Origin of the sequence: Rummeliibacillus sp. SL167 (genome assembly GCF_007896505.1) — a bacterium.
In the GTDB taxonomy this organism is placed as follows: domain Bacteria; phylum Bacillota; class Bacilli; order Bacillales_A; family Planococcaceae; genus Rummeliibacillus; species Rummeliibacillus suwonensis.
The window spans coordinates 1,173,325-1,187,497 of record NZ_VCBM01000001.1 but is presented as its reverse complement, the minus strand read 5'-3'; the positions used below and the strand labels follow the sequence as shown (position 1 = coordinate 1,187,497).

Genomic DNA, 14,173 nt, shown 5'->3' with positions numbered 1-14,173 from the left:
TCTGCTCATTCTACTAGTTAGATATGAGCAGATTTTTTCTCTTCATTCAGAGTATTTTGATGCTAGGCATTTTCGCTTATTGCCAGAAACCCCTTTAAAATAGCGTCTTTTCTTTTTTCTTCATTTTCATATATTTTTGATAACCGTTTGAGCGCAACTGACACGCTGGGCATGTTCCACAACCATCGCCTTTAATACCATTGTAGCATGTTAAAGTCTTCGTACGAACATACTCCAATTTTCCCATCTCATCGGCCATTTTCCAAGTTTCTGCTTTATCCAGCCACATTAACGGTGTGTGGATGACAAGATGTTCATCCATTGCCAGATTTAATGTCACATTCAATGACTTGATAAAGTTATCTCTGCAGTCAGGATAGCCACTGAAATCAGTTTCGCATACCCCTGTAATAAGATGTTTGGCTCCTACTTGATTCGCTAAAATACCAGCAAATGATAAGAATAACAAGTTTCGTCCAGGAACAAAAGTTGAGGGTAATTCACCATTTTCTCCTGCTTTGACCTCAATATCATCCCGAGTAAGCGCATTAGGTGCTAACTGATTGAGTAAGGACATATCTAAAATATGGTGTTTCACATTCAATTCTTTTGCGATTTCTTTTGCACATTCGATTTCAGCTACATGTCGTTGCTGATAATTGAATGTAACAGCCTCTACTTCTTTAAAAGTTTGTAATGCCCAAAATAAGCAAGTCGTGCTATCTTGTCCACCACTAAATACGACGATTGCTTTTTCATCTCTTAACACTATCATTCATCTCCTGATTTAATTTGCCCATTCTATTTTGGAGAAATTGGTCAAACGAAGAACAAGTACTCCTAAGAATTGCATGCCAATTTTGATCATAAGTTGTCCCAAGATCGCCATCCAAACAGCGTCCCATGGAACCATGCCTGCACCAATTGGGGATAGACCAACAATGACGAAAATAGAAGAGTCCAAAATCCCTCCAAATATACCACTATATAAGATCCGTAAGTTGATGGATGTCTTTAATCTTGAATATATTTCAGTATCTGTTGTTTCGGAAACTGCAAAACTAATGGCACTTGCGAAAACAATCCACAGTGTATCGCCTAGAACATAGCTAGAAATCGCGGATAAGAATAACGCAAGACCAATGAAAAGATAGGTATTTTTTTTACCATATTTGTTTTGTACAAGATCACGTAAAATGAACGTAGCTCCAATTAGAAAAGAACCGTAAGGGATAATAAAGACACCCAATTGAAGTGGTGCAAACTTTGCTGTAATAACATTTGCTAAAACAATTGCAGCAAGATATAAGATGATTCTCATTGAAAAGTCTCCTTTTAAAAAATGAAGTACATGATAAATGGTCGTTGATCTATGGGATAAAACGAATGCGCTCATCCATGTACTTAAAAGTCAATGTTTTGAATAACAATTACGCTGGAGGCGTAATTGATGTAATCATCCTTTACTCTATAGAAAATTCATTTTTTCATCTCCTCCTGCCGTTCTAAAAAGGAGAATGCTAGAAAAATAAAAAAACTATACCCTAAAGATATAGTTATCCCTAGTTTTTTATAGAGGGTTGTTCTAGTACCTCTCCTGCTCTGTAAGCATTGTATTCGATTCAATAAAGATTCTATCACACTTTTGGGAGAAGAGTCTCACAAAAAGTCCCCCACAAGAAAAATAAATCTAATCAAATGATTTCCACGTTTAAATATTGGAGTGGAAATTTATTTTATACGATGTTTTTATCCTGCTTTAACGGGCAGTAAGACCTCTACCATAAGGTTTAGAGAGAAATGAGAAAGATAGGTGGGGGATCAACTGCCGCATGCGCCCGATTGGTTCCGGGCGAACAGAATGTTGGTCACTCAGGTGTTGCCACAGGACGTGGCGTTTTTCACTTCCGTTCCTCTATTTCAGTGGGGATGAAGAAAGCCTCCACTGATGGAAGTTTCACTTTATAGGCACCTTTATGCTGGAATTTAGGTGTAACTCTTAATGTACAATTTGTCATCAAACAATATAAGTAAAAAATGATTTGAACATGTTTTTTGCATTATAGTGTTATTAACATTATAATGCTATTAACATTTTAAAGGAGTGATTGTTTTGTCCAAACATTTGAATCGAAAGCAATCTCGCCATCTACCTGCATTCATATTACTTTTTTTAAGAAAGCAAAAATTATATGGCAGCCAAATATTAGAAATTTTTCAGACGATTAAACCGAAATCTATGCAGGTAGATGGAGGTGGGATTTATAGAGTTTTACGAGAATTAGAGGAGGAGGGTTTTGTTTCCTCTGAGTGGATCACAGAAGGCGAGGGGCGTCCTAAGAGAATATATGAAATCAATGAGTCAGGTCTTCAAGAATTAGATAAATGGTATGAAGACATCCTTGGAAGAAAACAAATGCTCGATTATTTTATAGAAAAATATGAAGAAGGACAAAAAGGTGATGGAAATGAATGAAAAAATAACTACTCATTCAGTAAATCCTTGGATCATTTTTATCTTTGTTACAATAGGCACATTTATGGTAAATATTGATAGCAGTATTATTAATGTTGCGTTACCGACATTACAAAAGACATTTCATGTTTCTATAGAACAAGTACAGTGGGTTATTGTAGCCTATTTGTTGTTGATTACTGGCATTCTTCCTTTCATAGGAAGTTTATCAGATCAAAAAGGAAGAAAACGTTTTTTTCTATTCGGTATAGTCATATTCATCATTGGGTCAACACTCAGTGCATTAGCCTTCAATCTTCTTTTTTTGATTGTATCTCGTTGCATTCAAGCTGTAGGAGCGGCGATGATTATGGGGAATGTGATGGGAATTGTAGCGAATATTTTTCAAAGGGGAAATAGGGGAAAAGCTTTAGGAATGATTGGAGCGGTCGTAGCAGCTGGTACAATTATTGGTCCTTCTTTAGGCGGTTTTTTCATCTCACAATTTGGATGGCGCTCTATTTTTCTGATTAATATTCCATTAGGGATTATTTCAATTTTAGGATCAATATTTTTCTTACCTTCCTTTGATTCAGAAAAAAAGCAAAAATTGCAATTTGATTTAAGTGGTGCATTGTTATTTTTCCTAGCAATGAGCACGTTATTGTTTTTCATTTCAAATGAAAAAACAATAGGATGGAGCAGTTTAGGTGGATTATCATTATTAATTATATCAGTGCTAGCATGGATTATTTTTGTACGTAGGGAAAAATCGGCAGATAATCCGATGATCAATTTAAAATTTTTCAAAAATAGAAAGTTTACCATTCAGGTGTGTTGATTATCTATTTTATTCCAATTAAATATAGACAAAAAGAGAGATTCCTCTTGTAAAATGTAAGTACGACCAAACATTTACGAAACGAGGAATCTCTTATGAACAAGCATACCATGTTCCAAAATATGATTCAAAACTTTCTTTCAGAAACCGAGCTACAATCCATTTTAAAAGAATTTAACTATGCAGAGACAGCGCGCAAATGCACCGTTTCTACACTCCTTTCATATCTTGTCGCAGCTGCGGCGAATGAGTGGAAAAGCTTACGACATTCGGCTGATGTAGGTGCCAGCTTTGGATTAGTTTCCGTCGACCATTCGTCCCTTTCTAAGCATATGAAGGCGCTCGATTATGCCATCATCAAGCGCATTTTTGAAGTCCTCATTGGGAAGTTGAATCGTGCTACACAACGGTCTTTGAAGATGCCGAAAACCCTTTTGTCCATTGATTCCACAACGATTACGGTGGGGAAGACACGCTTACCGTGGGCGGTTTATCACGGTGAACGTTCCGGCATTAAATTGCACGTTAGCTTCTCGAATGAAACCGGTATGCCTCTTCAAATCGTTGAAACAACAGGCTTAAAGCATGATGGACCCATAGGTAAACAACTCGAAGACAAGCGCTTTATTCTTGTCGGAGACCGCGCTTATTTTTCGATTGATAAAGTGGATTCGTACGTAAAAGACGGGCAAGATTTTGTTTTTCGTTTGAAAGACAACATACAATTTAGTCGTAAAAAATCACTCAAAGGCAGTCGTACCAATAGTTCTAACGTGACGGCTGATTTCACATGCATCATCGGTACATCACAAAAACAAACACAAAAGCGTCATCGTGTCGTTCAATTTACGGATTATGAAGGAAAAGAAATGCGTGTGGTGACGAGTTTGATGAATGTCACGGCGGAAGAAATAGCCAATATGTACAAGTCTCGTTGGGCGATTGAAACGTTTTTCCGCTGGATCAAACAAAATTTAAACGTACCTGTGTTGTTTGGCACGACGAAAAATGCGGTGTTCAACCAACTATTCGCAGCGCTCATTGCGTATGTTTTATTGAAATGGTTGTACGTTCAAGTTCGTAAACAAATCAACCGAAAACCCTTGTCACTCACAGGATTTCAGCGATTGCTTCTTTGTGATGCTTTGCCTTTTGAATGGCGGCTGACACTCAAAGAAATCATCGAAAGGCATCGTTTGGTTTATGATGAAACTGTATAATTTTGGTTAATCAACACACGTGTTTACCATTGGAATTATCGCTACCTTTTTTTACTATTTTTTAATGATGTCAACTTATGTATTACTGCCATTGTACTTAAGCCATGTTTTAAAGCTTCCAGTGTTTTATATCGGGTTATTAATGACCCCACAAGCAATTGTCATGATTATTGCCTCACCATTAAGTGGTTGGTTAGCAGATAAAATTGGTACCCTTATTCCTGCATTAATCGGAATGGCTATTATTGCATTAGATTTATTACTAATAAGTCAATTCGATAGCACAACAACTCCCCATCAAATTGTTGTTGTCATGCTGATTCTTGGGATCGGGTTTTCACTATTTGCTTCACCTAATAATGTTTCAGTAATCGAGAGTCTTCCACCATCTCAGTCTGGAATTGCTGGCAGTCTAATTGCAACGATAAGAAATTTTGGACAAGTGACAGGGACGGCTGTCGGTATCCTATTGCTTAATATTGGACTCAGTAAGTATAGCGGTGACTATGTTCAAGCTGTAAATCTTTCTTTTATCGTAAATGTAATGATTGCACTTCTTACAATTTCCAAAACGGAGATCGTCTATTAGTTGGTGGATTCGGTATTTGTGGTACCCCTTTTACGCTCATCGATGTCATTGGAAGAAGTCATTCAAGAAAAATTTGTAACGCCATATCTCGGTGGACATGCAACGACTGAGCAAGTGGGCAATCGTATCTGTGAAAAATTGAAAACACGATTGAAATAGAAATTTGTCCTACTTTAACAGGCAGTAAGAGAAGCCAACTGCCTGTTAAAGCCCGACTGGTTCAACTAACACCTAGGGGGAGAAAAAATCCTCCTGGGAGAAGTTTCACTATGCCCCGCATGAACAGGTGGTAAGTTGCCATATCAAAATTCAGATTTAACAGATTTTTGGACAGGTCGTTTTACAATTGCATGGAAGGGAGAAGAGATTCGAATGACAGAAGAAAAATATTCTTATTTAGAACCGCCGAATGAAGCGGATATACTAGAAGAATTACAACAAGAATTCAATGAAGCGATTAAGGCACAAGAAGAACAACAAGGTTTTTTCAATCATTTATCTTGATTCAGCAGAAGACTCTCACCCTCAATAGGTGCTGAGATGAATGCTTGTTTTTCCTTGTTCAGCGGGTGTACAAATGTCTGCTGAATCAAGATAAAGCCTCCGGCGGATGTCACGGATTTTGAAGGGGAGCTTTTCGAGCAAGCTCGAAAAAATCCGAAATCAATTACGCTGGAGGCGTAATTGATTTAAGGTCTTACCATTGAATGCACAACAATATAAAGGATTTTTGGCATTTAAACAGTCTTTGTTCGACCCATAAACTTGTTATTTGAGCAATATTGATAAGGAAATGATGGGGCTTGTTGTATTCTCTACAAATTGCTGTAATTATTGCTTGACAACACATGGTGACGCATTGCGTGGGCTCACCAAAAATCTAGCATGGGTGGATAAACTTACTTATAATTATCGGTCAGCTAAGCTAACAAAAAAGCAGCGCGCTTGTCGCTTTTGGTATATAATTATTAACTATTATATGCGATATTAATCAAATGGGTTGATTATCTAGTTTCCCACAAACTGTTCGCTTTTTACGAGGATTTATTGGCTCCTTTCGTTTGATTATTCGCTCTCTCGGAGGATTTGTTTGCTCTTTCCGAAAGTTTATTCGCTCTTTCGGAGGATTTGTTTGCTCTCACAGGATATATTCGCTTTTTCCGCGGGACATTGGATTGTCTTCAACGAAGTATATTCATTGAATGAAGGAAACGAGCTAGCCGCAACAAGGAGCTACATAAATGGAGCTAAAAATACATGGTTTTTTAGAATTATGCCCAATCTATCACCTGTTTTTTCCCTAATCAACATGCTTGGATATTTAAATCAATATCACAATAATAAACGAGGAGTGAAAGGAATGCAATTTCATACAACAAAATCATTTGTTTTGGCATCTGCATCGCCACGTCGAAAGGAAATTTTTGCTCGATTCCACATACCGTTTGAAATCGTGACATCTGATGTAGAAGAAACAAGTGTCCAAGCATCTGAAGCATCACAATATGTCACAGAGGTAGCCTTATTAAAAGCGCGAGATGTTAGGGAAAAATCACCTGGAAGCGTCATTATTGGGGCAGATACAATTGTTGTGAAAGATCATCAATTACTTCATAAACCAACAAGTCATGATGAAGCTATATCTCATCTTCGCTCACTCCTAGGTACATCTCATCAAGTGTTAACAGCTGTTGCTATTATTGATGAAAACGGCATAGAAACAACTTTTGTGGAGACGACAAAGGTGATTTTCAAAAATGTTTCGGATGAACTATTAGAAGCTTATGTAGCAACCGGCGACCCATTTGACAAAGCGGGTGGATATGGGATCCAAACGGATGGTATTTTTTTGATTGATCGAATTGAAGGAGATTATTTAAATGTAGTCGGCCTGCCATTAGCATCATTATATGAGCAACTTATCGCTAGAAAACTTATTTTTTTATAATCGGGTTCATTTCATCATGCAGAATCTAGATGAAAACACGAACGTTCCCTATAAATATGGATATCAATATTCAGATTTGTATGTTCCGTAAGCCCGAAATATAAAAAATACCTTTTCGGTACGCTCGATGAATAGCCAACTATCTGAAATTTTTTTCGGATAGTTGACTATTTTGCACAAGTCGCTTGGATGTTTTTTGACTAAGGCATGTAATCATTTAAAAGTTCTGGCTAATGATAGATTGGTAAATTGGGGAGCTCGCTGAATAGCTTCACGAGGTACTGATAGAAATCAATCCAGTTTTTTTGCTTTCATATTTGGACACGTCCTCTCGTTTGTTCTATCATATTAATTTAACTCGAGTGTGTCCATACATCTATACTACATTCAACTTGAATAATGGAAAAAAATTAAATGGTGGAAATTTTGGAGAAAGAGTTTATTGATTCCCCTCGTTTAAAAATTCTCTTATTCATATTCTATTTAATTGTAAATTAAGATAAAAATAGGTAAAATGTAAATACGCAGATCATCCCTATGGATAACGGAAACGATCCAACTAACAAATATTTGGGCGTATCCATACTGGCATAGACTATCTAAGACTAGGAGGAGATATTGATGATGACTTTCGTAATTGAACCATGATTTTCCAAAATTTAAAAGGAGTATTTTTTATTTATGAAAAAAAGAGACCTTATAATTTTAGCCGTGATTATTTCGATAGTTTTAATCGTGATGTGTTGTACTATGATTTTTATTTGCTTTGAATTAGTTAAATTAAATAATTCTTTACAAACATTAATAAATAATTTTGATAGTTTAAGTAGTTTCATTATGAATATAGATTGGGAGAGATGAACTTGAAAAAAATATTAGCATCAATAAGTGTCATACTTATTTGTTGTAGTCTTTTTCTTGGTAATTTTGGAATTACTGTCTCAGCAGAATCAACTTTAACTAAAGATGATCCGAATTGGAGTTATGTTAATGACAATGGAATTAAAATTAATAAAGAACAGTATAATAATCTGATTTCTCAGGGGTTTGAACCTTTAGATATTCAAATCATGAGCCAATAGGCCTTTGATTTAAATAAAGATATTCAAGCGACAGAAGTTTCAGAAACTGTTAAGTACATCAAAACTTCTGCTGTGTACGATAAAGGCACTGCTGGCTTCTCTAACGACAAACCGATAAAATTTGTAAATACAGAATTAACTAAAGAAGAGATGGATAAAGAGGTTGAAGAATTTAAAAAATTACAATCTCAAGTGGGATTTCGACTTTTGGAACTGAAACAGGAGTCGATTCTACAAGCTATAAAAAATTAACAGTAAAAATTTCAAAATTATCAACTGGAAAATATCGTTCAAATACTACTTTAGAGTGGAAAATCATACCTAAAACAAGGAAAATGGATGTTATAGGTGCTTCAATTAGATATCCAAGTTATTGGAACGTGGATCACACTAAAAGAGGCGGAACACAATATTATAAATCAGATGCACAAGATTCATACGGTAATTGGTTTCCAAATTATGACTCTGATACTATTCAATATTCGGCTGGTAGTGGAAATTGGGTAAATTCTTCATTTTCCGGAGCTGCGCTAGTACAAAATTTAAAAGATGATTATACGTATGGAGGAAAATATTGCTATCTAGTTGCTTTAAGAAATAATTCTTGGTTTAATTTTACTTTTGCAAATAAAAATTATGATTATAGTACAGTAAATATTAAGGGGGCTTACACACATCAAATAGATAATAAAGCAATAACGATTAACGGATTCACACTTCAGTATGGTAGTGCCCCTAGTATCGACTTTAAATTGGGTAACAGTGATAAAAGCTATGATGCTGAATTAAATGCTATTGCATATATAAAAAAGTAACTACCTATAACGTACAACAATTTGAACTCATCCTCATAAATGCTTATAGATGGCGTCTATGAGGATTATTGGTTTTTATATAATTAATAATTAGTAAACTTCAATTTAAACTATTTTACTACTTAAACACAAATAACGAAATAATAATATAATAGTTAGTCACTAGTGTTGCATAAATTTTAACTAAATTTTCTGTTTTTTCATTTTCCCATTCTAGAAGAAAAACGAAGATCTTAAACAAAAGTAGTAAATATCCATTTTTTTACTATAGCCTTTGACGAGAGCGACAGGAATAAGGAAGCCATTATGGAATGGCACTTCCTTTGATTTTTCGAATCCAAGTACATGCTGGTTTCCAAGGGGCTGCCTTTAGCCAACGACTGATTTGTAAGTAGGTTCGTGAACTATTCGTGTTGAGCTAAGCTAGTACGTTTAAACAGTAGACGATCATTGCAATGTACACTTGATGATGAACCCCTTGTTCGCTGTGACTGTAAAACTTTTTGACATTCAGATGTTGTTTCATCCATTTAAAAAACAATTCGATAGCACAACGTGATTTGTACCATTCAGCTATTTCGTCTGCCCTTAAGTCAAACTGATTGATGATCAAATGTAACTTGTTGTCTTTTAAATCCAGTACTTTGATGAGCTGAAAAGCATTTTCTGCATGATTTTGTGTGGTTCCCATTAGAATCATTTCATAGGACAATACCGTTGAATCCTCATAGACCCCAAGTGGTTCTAGCACAGTAATTTAATGGATAGGCTACCACCAATTCCTCCAGTTTTGTGGAGGAATTGGGTGAGAACCATTGTTCAAATGATGTTTTTCGTGTAAACTTACCCATTTGTTTGTCTTTTATTTTGGATTTGGATGGTTTACTACCGTCCAACCATTATAAAGGATTTTTTTATTCATGGAATATATTACAGAAAATTCAGTTGTAATCAGGATGTTGAGTTATTTTAATACGACGCTAGTGAATCGAGTTAATTTCATGATGCAGAATCTAGATAGAAACACGAACATTTCCTATAAATATGGACATTAATATTCACACGACGTTACTCCAGAACTTCTTCTACATAGAAGGCGCAAGTACCCACAGGACATGGCCAGTTTAAGAGTTGCTATCTTCCGCTCCACAATTATCAAAATTTTTACAACAGTAGCCCTAATAAAAGTACTAGATAATTTTATTGGAGTAACTGACACAGCTGAAAATTTAGTGGTACGAGGAATAAAAACATTGATTCCTGGAATACCCGATTGGGCAGCAACTGGTATTGCAAAAACATTAATGATGATTCTTCCGATTTAAGAAACAATTAAACACTGAATAATAGGAAGCTTGTTAAGTTATTGCTATTGTGCAGAGTTTATAGTATATTTTTCACAAAACGTTTGTTAGAAAGGAAGATTATTTGCAAGATAAATTACCATGGTACTTAAAAAAAGGGACTTTATTTTTTTCTGCATTGTAACTCCTCCAATTGGCTATCTGATTCTTATAAGTAATCTAAAAAAATTTGAATATGAGGAAAAGATAAATTACCTTACGCTTTCAACTATTATGATGGCCATCTGGGTATTAAAATTTTTACCGGATAAGCTAAGTTTCTATGTATGGAGTTTCATATTAGCAATCATAATAGGAAATGCAATATTGAAATTCAAGAAAAACAATAATTCATAAATACTTGCTAGATTATGATCTTATTTTTATCATAAAGAATAAATCAAACTAGGAGATTATCAAATAAATCATCTACTGTAAATTCTGTTGTAAACTAATTCATAGAGAAAAAACCTTTTCTTTGGATGAATTGTGGCGACTTTATTCTATCAAGAAAAGGTTTTCTTTTTTCTATGAATTTTTTCATTTACATAAAAGATCTTTTATCTCCATATTATTCAATCCTCGTATAATAAATTTTAAGTTAATAACTCGTATAATAAATTTTAAGTTAATAACTGTTCCTTGAAAATTGAATAGTTTTTATCTTCAGGGCTACATCCAAAAATGATAGATGGAAAACTTTCGTCTTGGATACTGGGGGATTTCCTTAGATAATGGATTTATGGAAATGGATCCATCGGGAATATGCTTTTCACTCCTGTAGTTTAACTACGTTGAAAGACTGTGACCCAGACCCAATATTGCACTGCATACGCACAAGCTGTATCGATTTCCTTCACTTACCTCTCAGAGTAGTGGGAGGGCAGCTTAGGGGAAGGGAATCATTGAATACTCATACACGAGGTTGTGGTATGTTTGGGACTCTAGGGAAATCCCACAGTATCCAAGCTATTTCTAAATATCATCTAAAGAAAGGAGGTCCTTTCCATGAAACTATTCGTAGGTATTGATGTAAGCTCTGAAAAACTTGATGTATGTTTTCTTGATAGTCATGACACCGTTTTGAAAGAAATCTGTCTTTCAAATGATGTGAATGGGGCCAGTGCCATTCAGGAAAATGTTCTCCATTTTCAGCAGTTGTACCATTATGAAAAAATTGTCATTGGCATGGAGTCTACTTCCATCTACAGTTTCCACCCTGCCATGTTTCTAGCAGAAGATAAGGAACTGAAGAACTTAAATGTTGAAGTAGTCGTGCAAAATCCAAAGGCCATCCATCGGTATAAAAGATTGTTTGAAGAAGATAAGACCGATAGAATAGATGCTTTTCGAATTGCCGATTTTTTACGCATTGGGCGTTATAATAAGTCTCTTATCAAAGAGGAAAAATATGTTGCCCTTCAACGTTTAACACGCTCCAGATATCAACTCGTTCACCAACTAACAGAATGTAAACAACACTTTCTGGAAAACCTTTACTACAAATGTAATACACTATCGAAAGAGTTAAATACGTCTGTTTTTGGTGCAACGATGATGGAAATACTTTCAGACTCCCTTTCGTTGGACGAAATCGTAGAAATGGAACTGGAATCACTCGCTACCCTTCTTCAGAAAAAGGGGAAAGGCCGCTTTAGTGACCCAGAACAATTAGCGAAAACCATTAAGAAAGCCATACGTGATTCCTACCGGCTAGGTAAGGTTGTTCAAGACTCTGTAGACGTTGTATTAGCCACTTATGTGCGATTGATTCAAACCTTGAAAAAGCAAATCAAAGAGTTAGAAAAAAGCATTGCCGCCTTATTCGAAGCTATTCCAGAAGCCAAATGTTTAACAAGTGTTCCAGGCATTGGCATCGTATACGCGGCAGGAATCATCGCGGAAATTGGACAAATAGAACGCTTTGAAAATGAAGCCCAATTAGCCAAATATACCGGTCTTTACTGGAAAAAATCGCAATCTGGAAATTTTGAATCGGAACGAACACCCCTGACACGAACGGGAAACCAGTATCTTCGTTATTACATGGTTGAAGCTGCCAACTCTGTACAACTTCGTGAAGCTACTTACCGTTCGTATTATTTAAAGAAATATGATGAAGTTCCGAAATACAAACATAAAAGAGCCCTTGTCTTAACTGCGAGAAAACTAGTGCGTCTGGTGGATGTGCTACTACGCAACCACCAACTCTACATGCCAGAAAGGAGTGTGTAAATCAAAAGCTAACCACTGCTTTTGATATCCTTTCAAGATAGCTTCAGAAATAAGAACAAGTGTTTGTTTTTTCTGAAGTTTAGTTTCTTGTGCTCTTTTTTAGAAATTCTTCTCTAGCTTTTATCAATCCTATACTTGACTTAATACCACAAGTCTTTATCCAGTCTATAACGTGGATGAGGGATTTTTTAATGCATCCATTCACTTAGTAAAAGAACCAATTATTTTTTGTTCATACTTTCTCCATTTGACTCATCAAACTATCCCACTAAAAATAAACAATTCATGAATAACAGCATACTCCATTTCATATGATGCATGTAGTCCTACTACTTTTGTCCAACAGACCCAATGGCCAAACTTATCTATAGGACTGACTAAGAAGTCCCCATTTTAATCGGATTCATAAGGATTTACTCACATGTCAGATGTATAGAACACAATATTTTCACTCCATTTATGGATTGGAGCGGAGGGGTGCTTGAGTCCATGAATACTCATCTCCTTCGTGCGGTGTTAATTCAGGAAGTAAATTTAATGTCCCGTGGAAAAGCTAAGCAACCTGTAGTTATGGATCATATTGGATAGTTCATGAACTTTACTCCATATCATTTGAAAGATTGACTCCATTTTTGCGTTGAAGATGATATGTATTCTTTGGGACAAACTCTCTTTTTTCAGTCACTGGCTATGAAGTTAGTCGAATTTTCTCAGGATGAAAAGGAAACCATCTAAAATCCTCCGATGATCCGACATTCATTCCTTTTTAAGTCGAGAGAGATTGGATAAAGAGGAAACCCTCAATCAAAATAATCATTTATTTCTTTGGACAAAGGATAAATGCAGCTAAAAGAGAAGTGTATGGCATCGGATTTCCATAACAAAGAGTGTAAAGAGTAGGAAAATTATATTTGTGCAGTGGAATAAGGTATTTCTTTTCTTCGTAACAATGGTTATGCCAAGTGGAGGGAACAACGAAATGTATGGAAAGATAAAAAGATTGATAGATTTTGTATTATCCACGTGCAGTTTAATCGTTTTATCACCCTTATTTGTCGTGTTAATACTAGCGATAAAACTTGATTCTAAAGGACCTATCCTTTTTAAGCAAAATCGTATGGGCATACATCAGTCGCCATTTAAAATCCTAAAATTTCGAACAATGAAAATCGACACACCACAAGATATTCCAACACATCTTCTCGAGAACCCAGATCAATACATGACGAGGATAGGAAAATTTTTAAGAAAAAGCTCGTTGGATGAGCTACCTCAGGTTTGGAATATTTTGATTGGACAAATGAGTATCATTGGTCCACGTCCAGCATTGTGGAATCAATACGATTTAATAGAGGAACGAGAAAAATATAACGCTAATAGTGTGAAACCAGGTTTAACAGGTTGGGCACAGATTAATGGGAGAGATGAGCTGCCTATCCATGTTAAAGCAAGATTAGATGGTCAATATGTAGAAAGAATGGGCTTTAGGATGGATGTGACATGTTTCTTTAAAACAATCCTATATATTGTAAAACGTGAAGGCATTGTCGAAGGAAGCACACAGGCAAACAATGACATCGAAATGACAGATCGAATAGAGGTAAAGCCGCATCTCATACCAATCAACAAGGAGGATTAGAGGCTG

General features: G+C 35.7%; 15 protein-coding genes, 1 pseudogene and 1 riboswitch. Of the genes and pseudogenes, 13 read left to right on the top strand and 3 right to left on the bottom strand.

What is annotated here, in order from left to right:
- Nucleotides 1–94: 94 nt before the first annotated feature.
- On the bottom strand, nt 95–775 hold the full coding sequence (queC, locus tag FEZ13_RS05355; RefSeq protein ID WP_146551755.1) for a 7-cyano-7-deazaguanine synthase QueC: 681 nt from the start codon (nt 773–775) through the stop codon (nt 95–97).
- 12 nt (nt 776–787) lie between these two features.
- Nucleotides 788–1,321, bottom strand: coding sequence for a VUT family protein (locus FEZ13_RS05350; RefSeq protein WP_146551754.1), 534 nt, complete (start codon nt 1,319–1,321; stop codon nt 788–790).
- 235 nt (nt 1,322–1,556) lie between these two features.
- A riboswitch (PreQ1 riboswitch) is annotated at nt 1,557–1,601 on the bottom strand.
- A 199-nt stretch (nt 1,602–1,800) separates the two neighbouring features.
- Here FEZ13_RS05350 and FEZ13_RS19375 point away from each other — a divergent pair.
- From FEZ13_RS19375 to FEZ13_RS05300, 10 genes are all read left to right on the top strand, one after another.
- On the top strand, nt 1,801–1,968 hold the full coding sequence (locus FEZ13_RS19375) for a hypothetical protein (protein WP_186725780.1): 168 nt from the start codon (nt 1,801–1,803) through the stop codon (nt 1,966–1,968).
- A gap of 145 nt (nt 1,969–2,113) precedes the next feature.
- Nucleotides 2,114–2,476 (top strand): PadR family transcriptional regulator, encoded by a 363-nt coding sequence (locus FEZ13_RS05345; protein WP_186725779.1) that lies wholly within the window; start codon nt 2,114–2,116, stop codon nt 2,474–2,476.
- The gene (locus FEZ13_RS05340) at nt 2,463–3,296 is read left to right on the top strand and encodes an MFS transporter (RefSeq protein WP_255473130.1); all 834 of its coding nucleotides are present in this window, start codon (nt 2,463–2,465) and stop codon (nt 3,294–3,296) included. Before FEZ13_RS05345 ends, FEZ13_RS05340 begins: the two co-directional genes overlap by 14 nt.
- Before the next feature lie 95 nt (nt 3,297–3,391).
- Nucleotides 3,392–4,516 (top strand): IS4 family transposase, encoded by a 1,125-nt coding sequence (locus tag FEZ13_RS05335; RefSeq protein WP_146551751.1) that lies wholly within the window; start codon nt 3,392–3,394, stop codon nt 4,514–4,516.
- 19 nt (nt 4,517–4,535) lie between these two features.
- A complete protein-coding gene (locus tag FEZ13_RS05330; protein WP_146551750.1) occupies nt 4,536–5,105 on the top strand; it encodes an MFS transporter in 570 nt (189 codons plus the stop codon).
- A complete protein-coding gene (locus FEZ13_RS20560) occupies nt 5,106–5,264 on the top strand; it encodes a hypothetical protein (protein ID WP_255473051.1) in 159 nt (52 codons plus the stop codon).
- A gap of 135 nt (nt 5,265–5,399) precedes the next feature.
- Entirely contained in the window at nt 5,400–5,609 is a 210-nt protein-coding gene (locus tag FEZ13_RS05320; protein ID WP_146551749.1) for a hypothetical protein, read from the top strand.
- 856 nt (nt 5,610–6,465) lie between these two features.
- Nucleotides 6,466–7,053, top strand: a complete 588-nt coding sequence (locus tag FEZ13_RS05310; RefSeq protein WP_146548901.1) for a Maf family protein — start codon at nt 6,466–6,468, stop codon at nt 7,051–7,053.
- An 863-nt stretch (nt 7,054–7,916) separates the two neighbouring features.
- A complete protein-coding gene (locus FEZ13_RS05305) occupies nt 7,917–8,135 on the top strand; it encodes a hypothetical protein (RefSeq protein WP_146551748.1) in 219 nt (72 codons plus the stop codon).
- A 335-nt stretch (nt 8,136–8,470) separates the two neighbouring features.
- Nucleotides 8,471–8,950 carry a hypothetical protein gene (locus FEZ13_RS05300; RefSeq protein WP_146551747.1) on the top strand — a complete coding sequence of 160 codons (480 nt, stop codon included), beginning with the start codon at nt 8,471–8,473 and terminating at the stop codon, nt 8,948–8,950.
- Between the two features lie 304 nt (nt 8,951–9,254).
- On the opposite strand, the pseudogene FEZ13_RS05295 reads toward FEZ13_RS05300, so the two are convergent.
- A pseudogene (locus FEZ13_RS05295) lies at nt 9,255–9,707 on the bottom strand (transposase); the annotation flags it as partial.
- Nucleotides 9,708–10,065: 358 nt separating this feature from the next.
- On the opposite strand from FEZ13_RS05295, the gene FEZ13_RS05290 reads away from it, so the two are divergent.
- The 3 genes from FEZ13_RS05290 to FEZ13_RS05280 all read left to right on the top strand — a co-directional run bounded on the left by FEZ13_RS05290 (nt 10,066) and on the right by FEZ13_RS05280 (nt 14,167).
- Complete coding sequence (locus tag FEZ13_RS05290) at nt 10,066–10,275, top strand: hypothetical protein (RefSeq protein WP_146551746.1); 210 nt, start codon at nt 10,066–10,068, stop codon at nt 10,273–10,275.
- A 1,026-nt stretch (nt 10,276–11,301) separates the two neighbouring features.
- Entirely contained in the window at nt 11,302–12,528 is a 1,227-nt protein-coding gene (locus tag FEZ13_RS05285; RefSeq protein WP_146551745.1) for an IS110 family RNA-guided transposase, read from the top strand.
- 979 nt (nt 12,529–13,507) lie between these two features.
- Nucleotides 13,508–14,167: a sugar transferase gene (locus tag FEZ13_RS05280; RefSeq protein WP_146551744.1), complete on the top strand. Its 660-nt coding sequence runs from the start codon at nt 13,508–13,510 to the stop codon at nt 14,165–14,167.
- The last annotated feature ends 6 nt before the right edge of the window (nt 14,168–14,173 follow it).

Excerpts from the sequence above, each read along its gene's own strand:
- FEZ13_RS05290 (WP_146551746.1), top strand. The coding sequence starts at position 10,066 with ATGGCCAGTTTAAGAGTTGCTATCTTCCGCTCCACAATTATCAAAATT.
- FEZ13_RS05340 (WP_255473130.1), top strand. The coding sequence starts at position 2,463 with ATGGAAATGAATGAAAAAATAACTACTCATTCAGTAAATCCTTGGATC.
- FEZ13_RS05310 (WP_146548901.1), top strand. The coding sequence starts at position 6,466 with ATGCAATTTCATACAACAAAATCATTTGTTTTGGCATCTGCATCGCCA.
- FEZ13_RS05280 (WP_146551744.1), top strand. The coding sequence starts at position 13,508 with ATGTATGGAAAGATAAAAAGATTGATAGATTTTGTATTATCCACGTGC.
- queC (WP_146551755.1), bottom strand. The coding sequence starts at position 775 with ATGATAGTGTTAAGAGATGAAAAAGCAATCGTCGTATTTAGTGGTGGA.
- FEZ13_RS05350 (WP_146551754.1), bottom strand. The coding sequence starts at position 1,321 with ATGAGAATCATCTTATATCTTGCTGCAATTGTTTTAGCAAATGTTATT.
- FEZ13_RS19375 (WP_186725780.1), top strand. The coding sequence starts at position 1,801 with ATGAGAAAGATAGGTGGGGGATCAACTGCCGCATGCGCCCGATTGGTT.
- FEZ13_RS05300 (WP_146551747.1), top strand. The coding sequence starts at position 8,471 with ATGGATGTTATAGGTGCTTCAATTAGATATCCAAGTTATTGGAACGTG.
- FEZ13_RS05285 (WP_146551745.1), top strand. The coding sequence starts at position 11,302 with ATGAAACTATTCGTAGGTATTGATGTAAGCTCTGAAAAACTTGATGTA.
- FEZ13_RS05335 (WP_146551751.1), top strand. The coding sequence starts at position 3,392 with ATGAACAAGCATACCATGTTCCAAAATATGATTCAAAACTTTCTTTCA.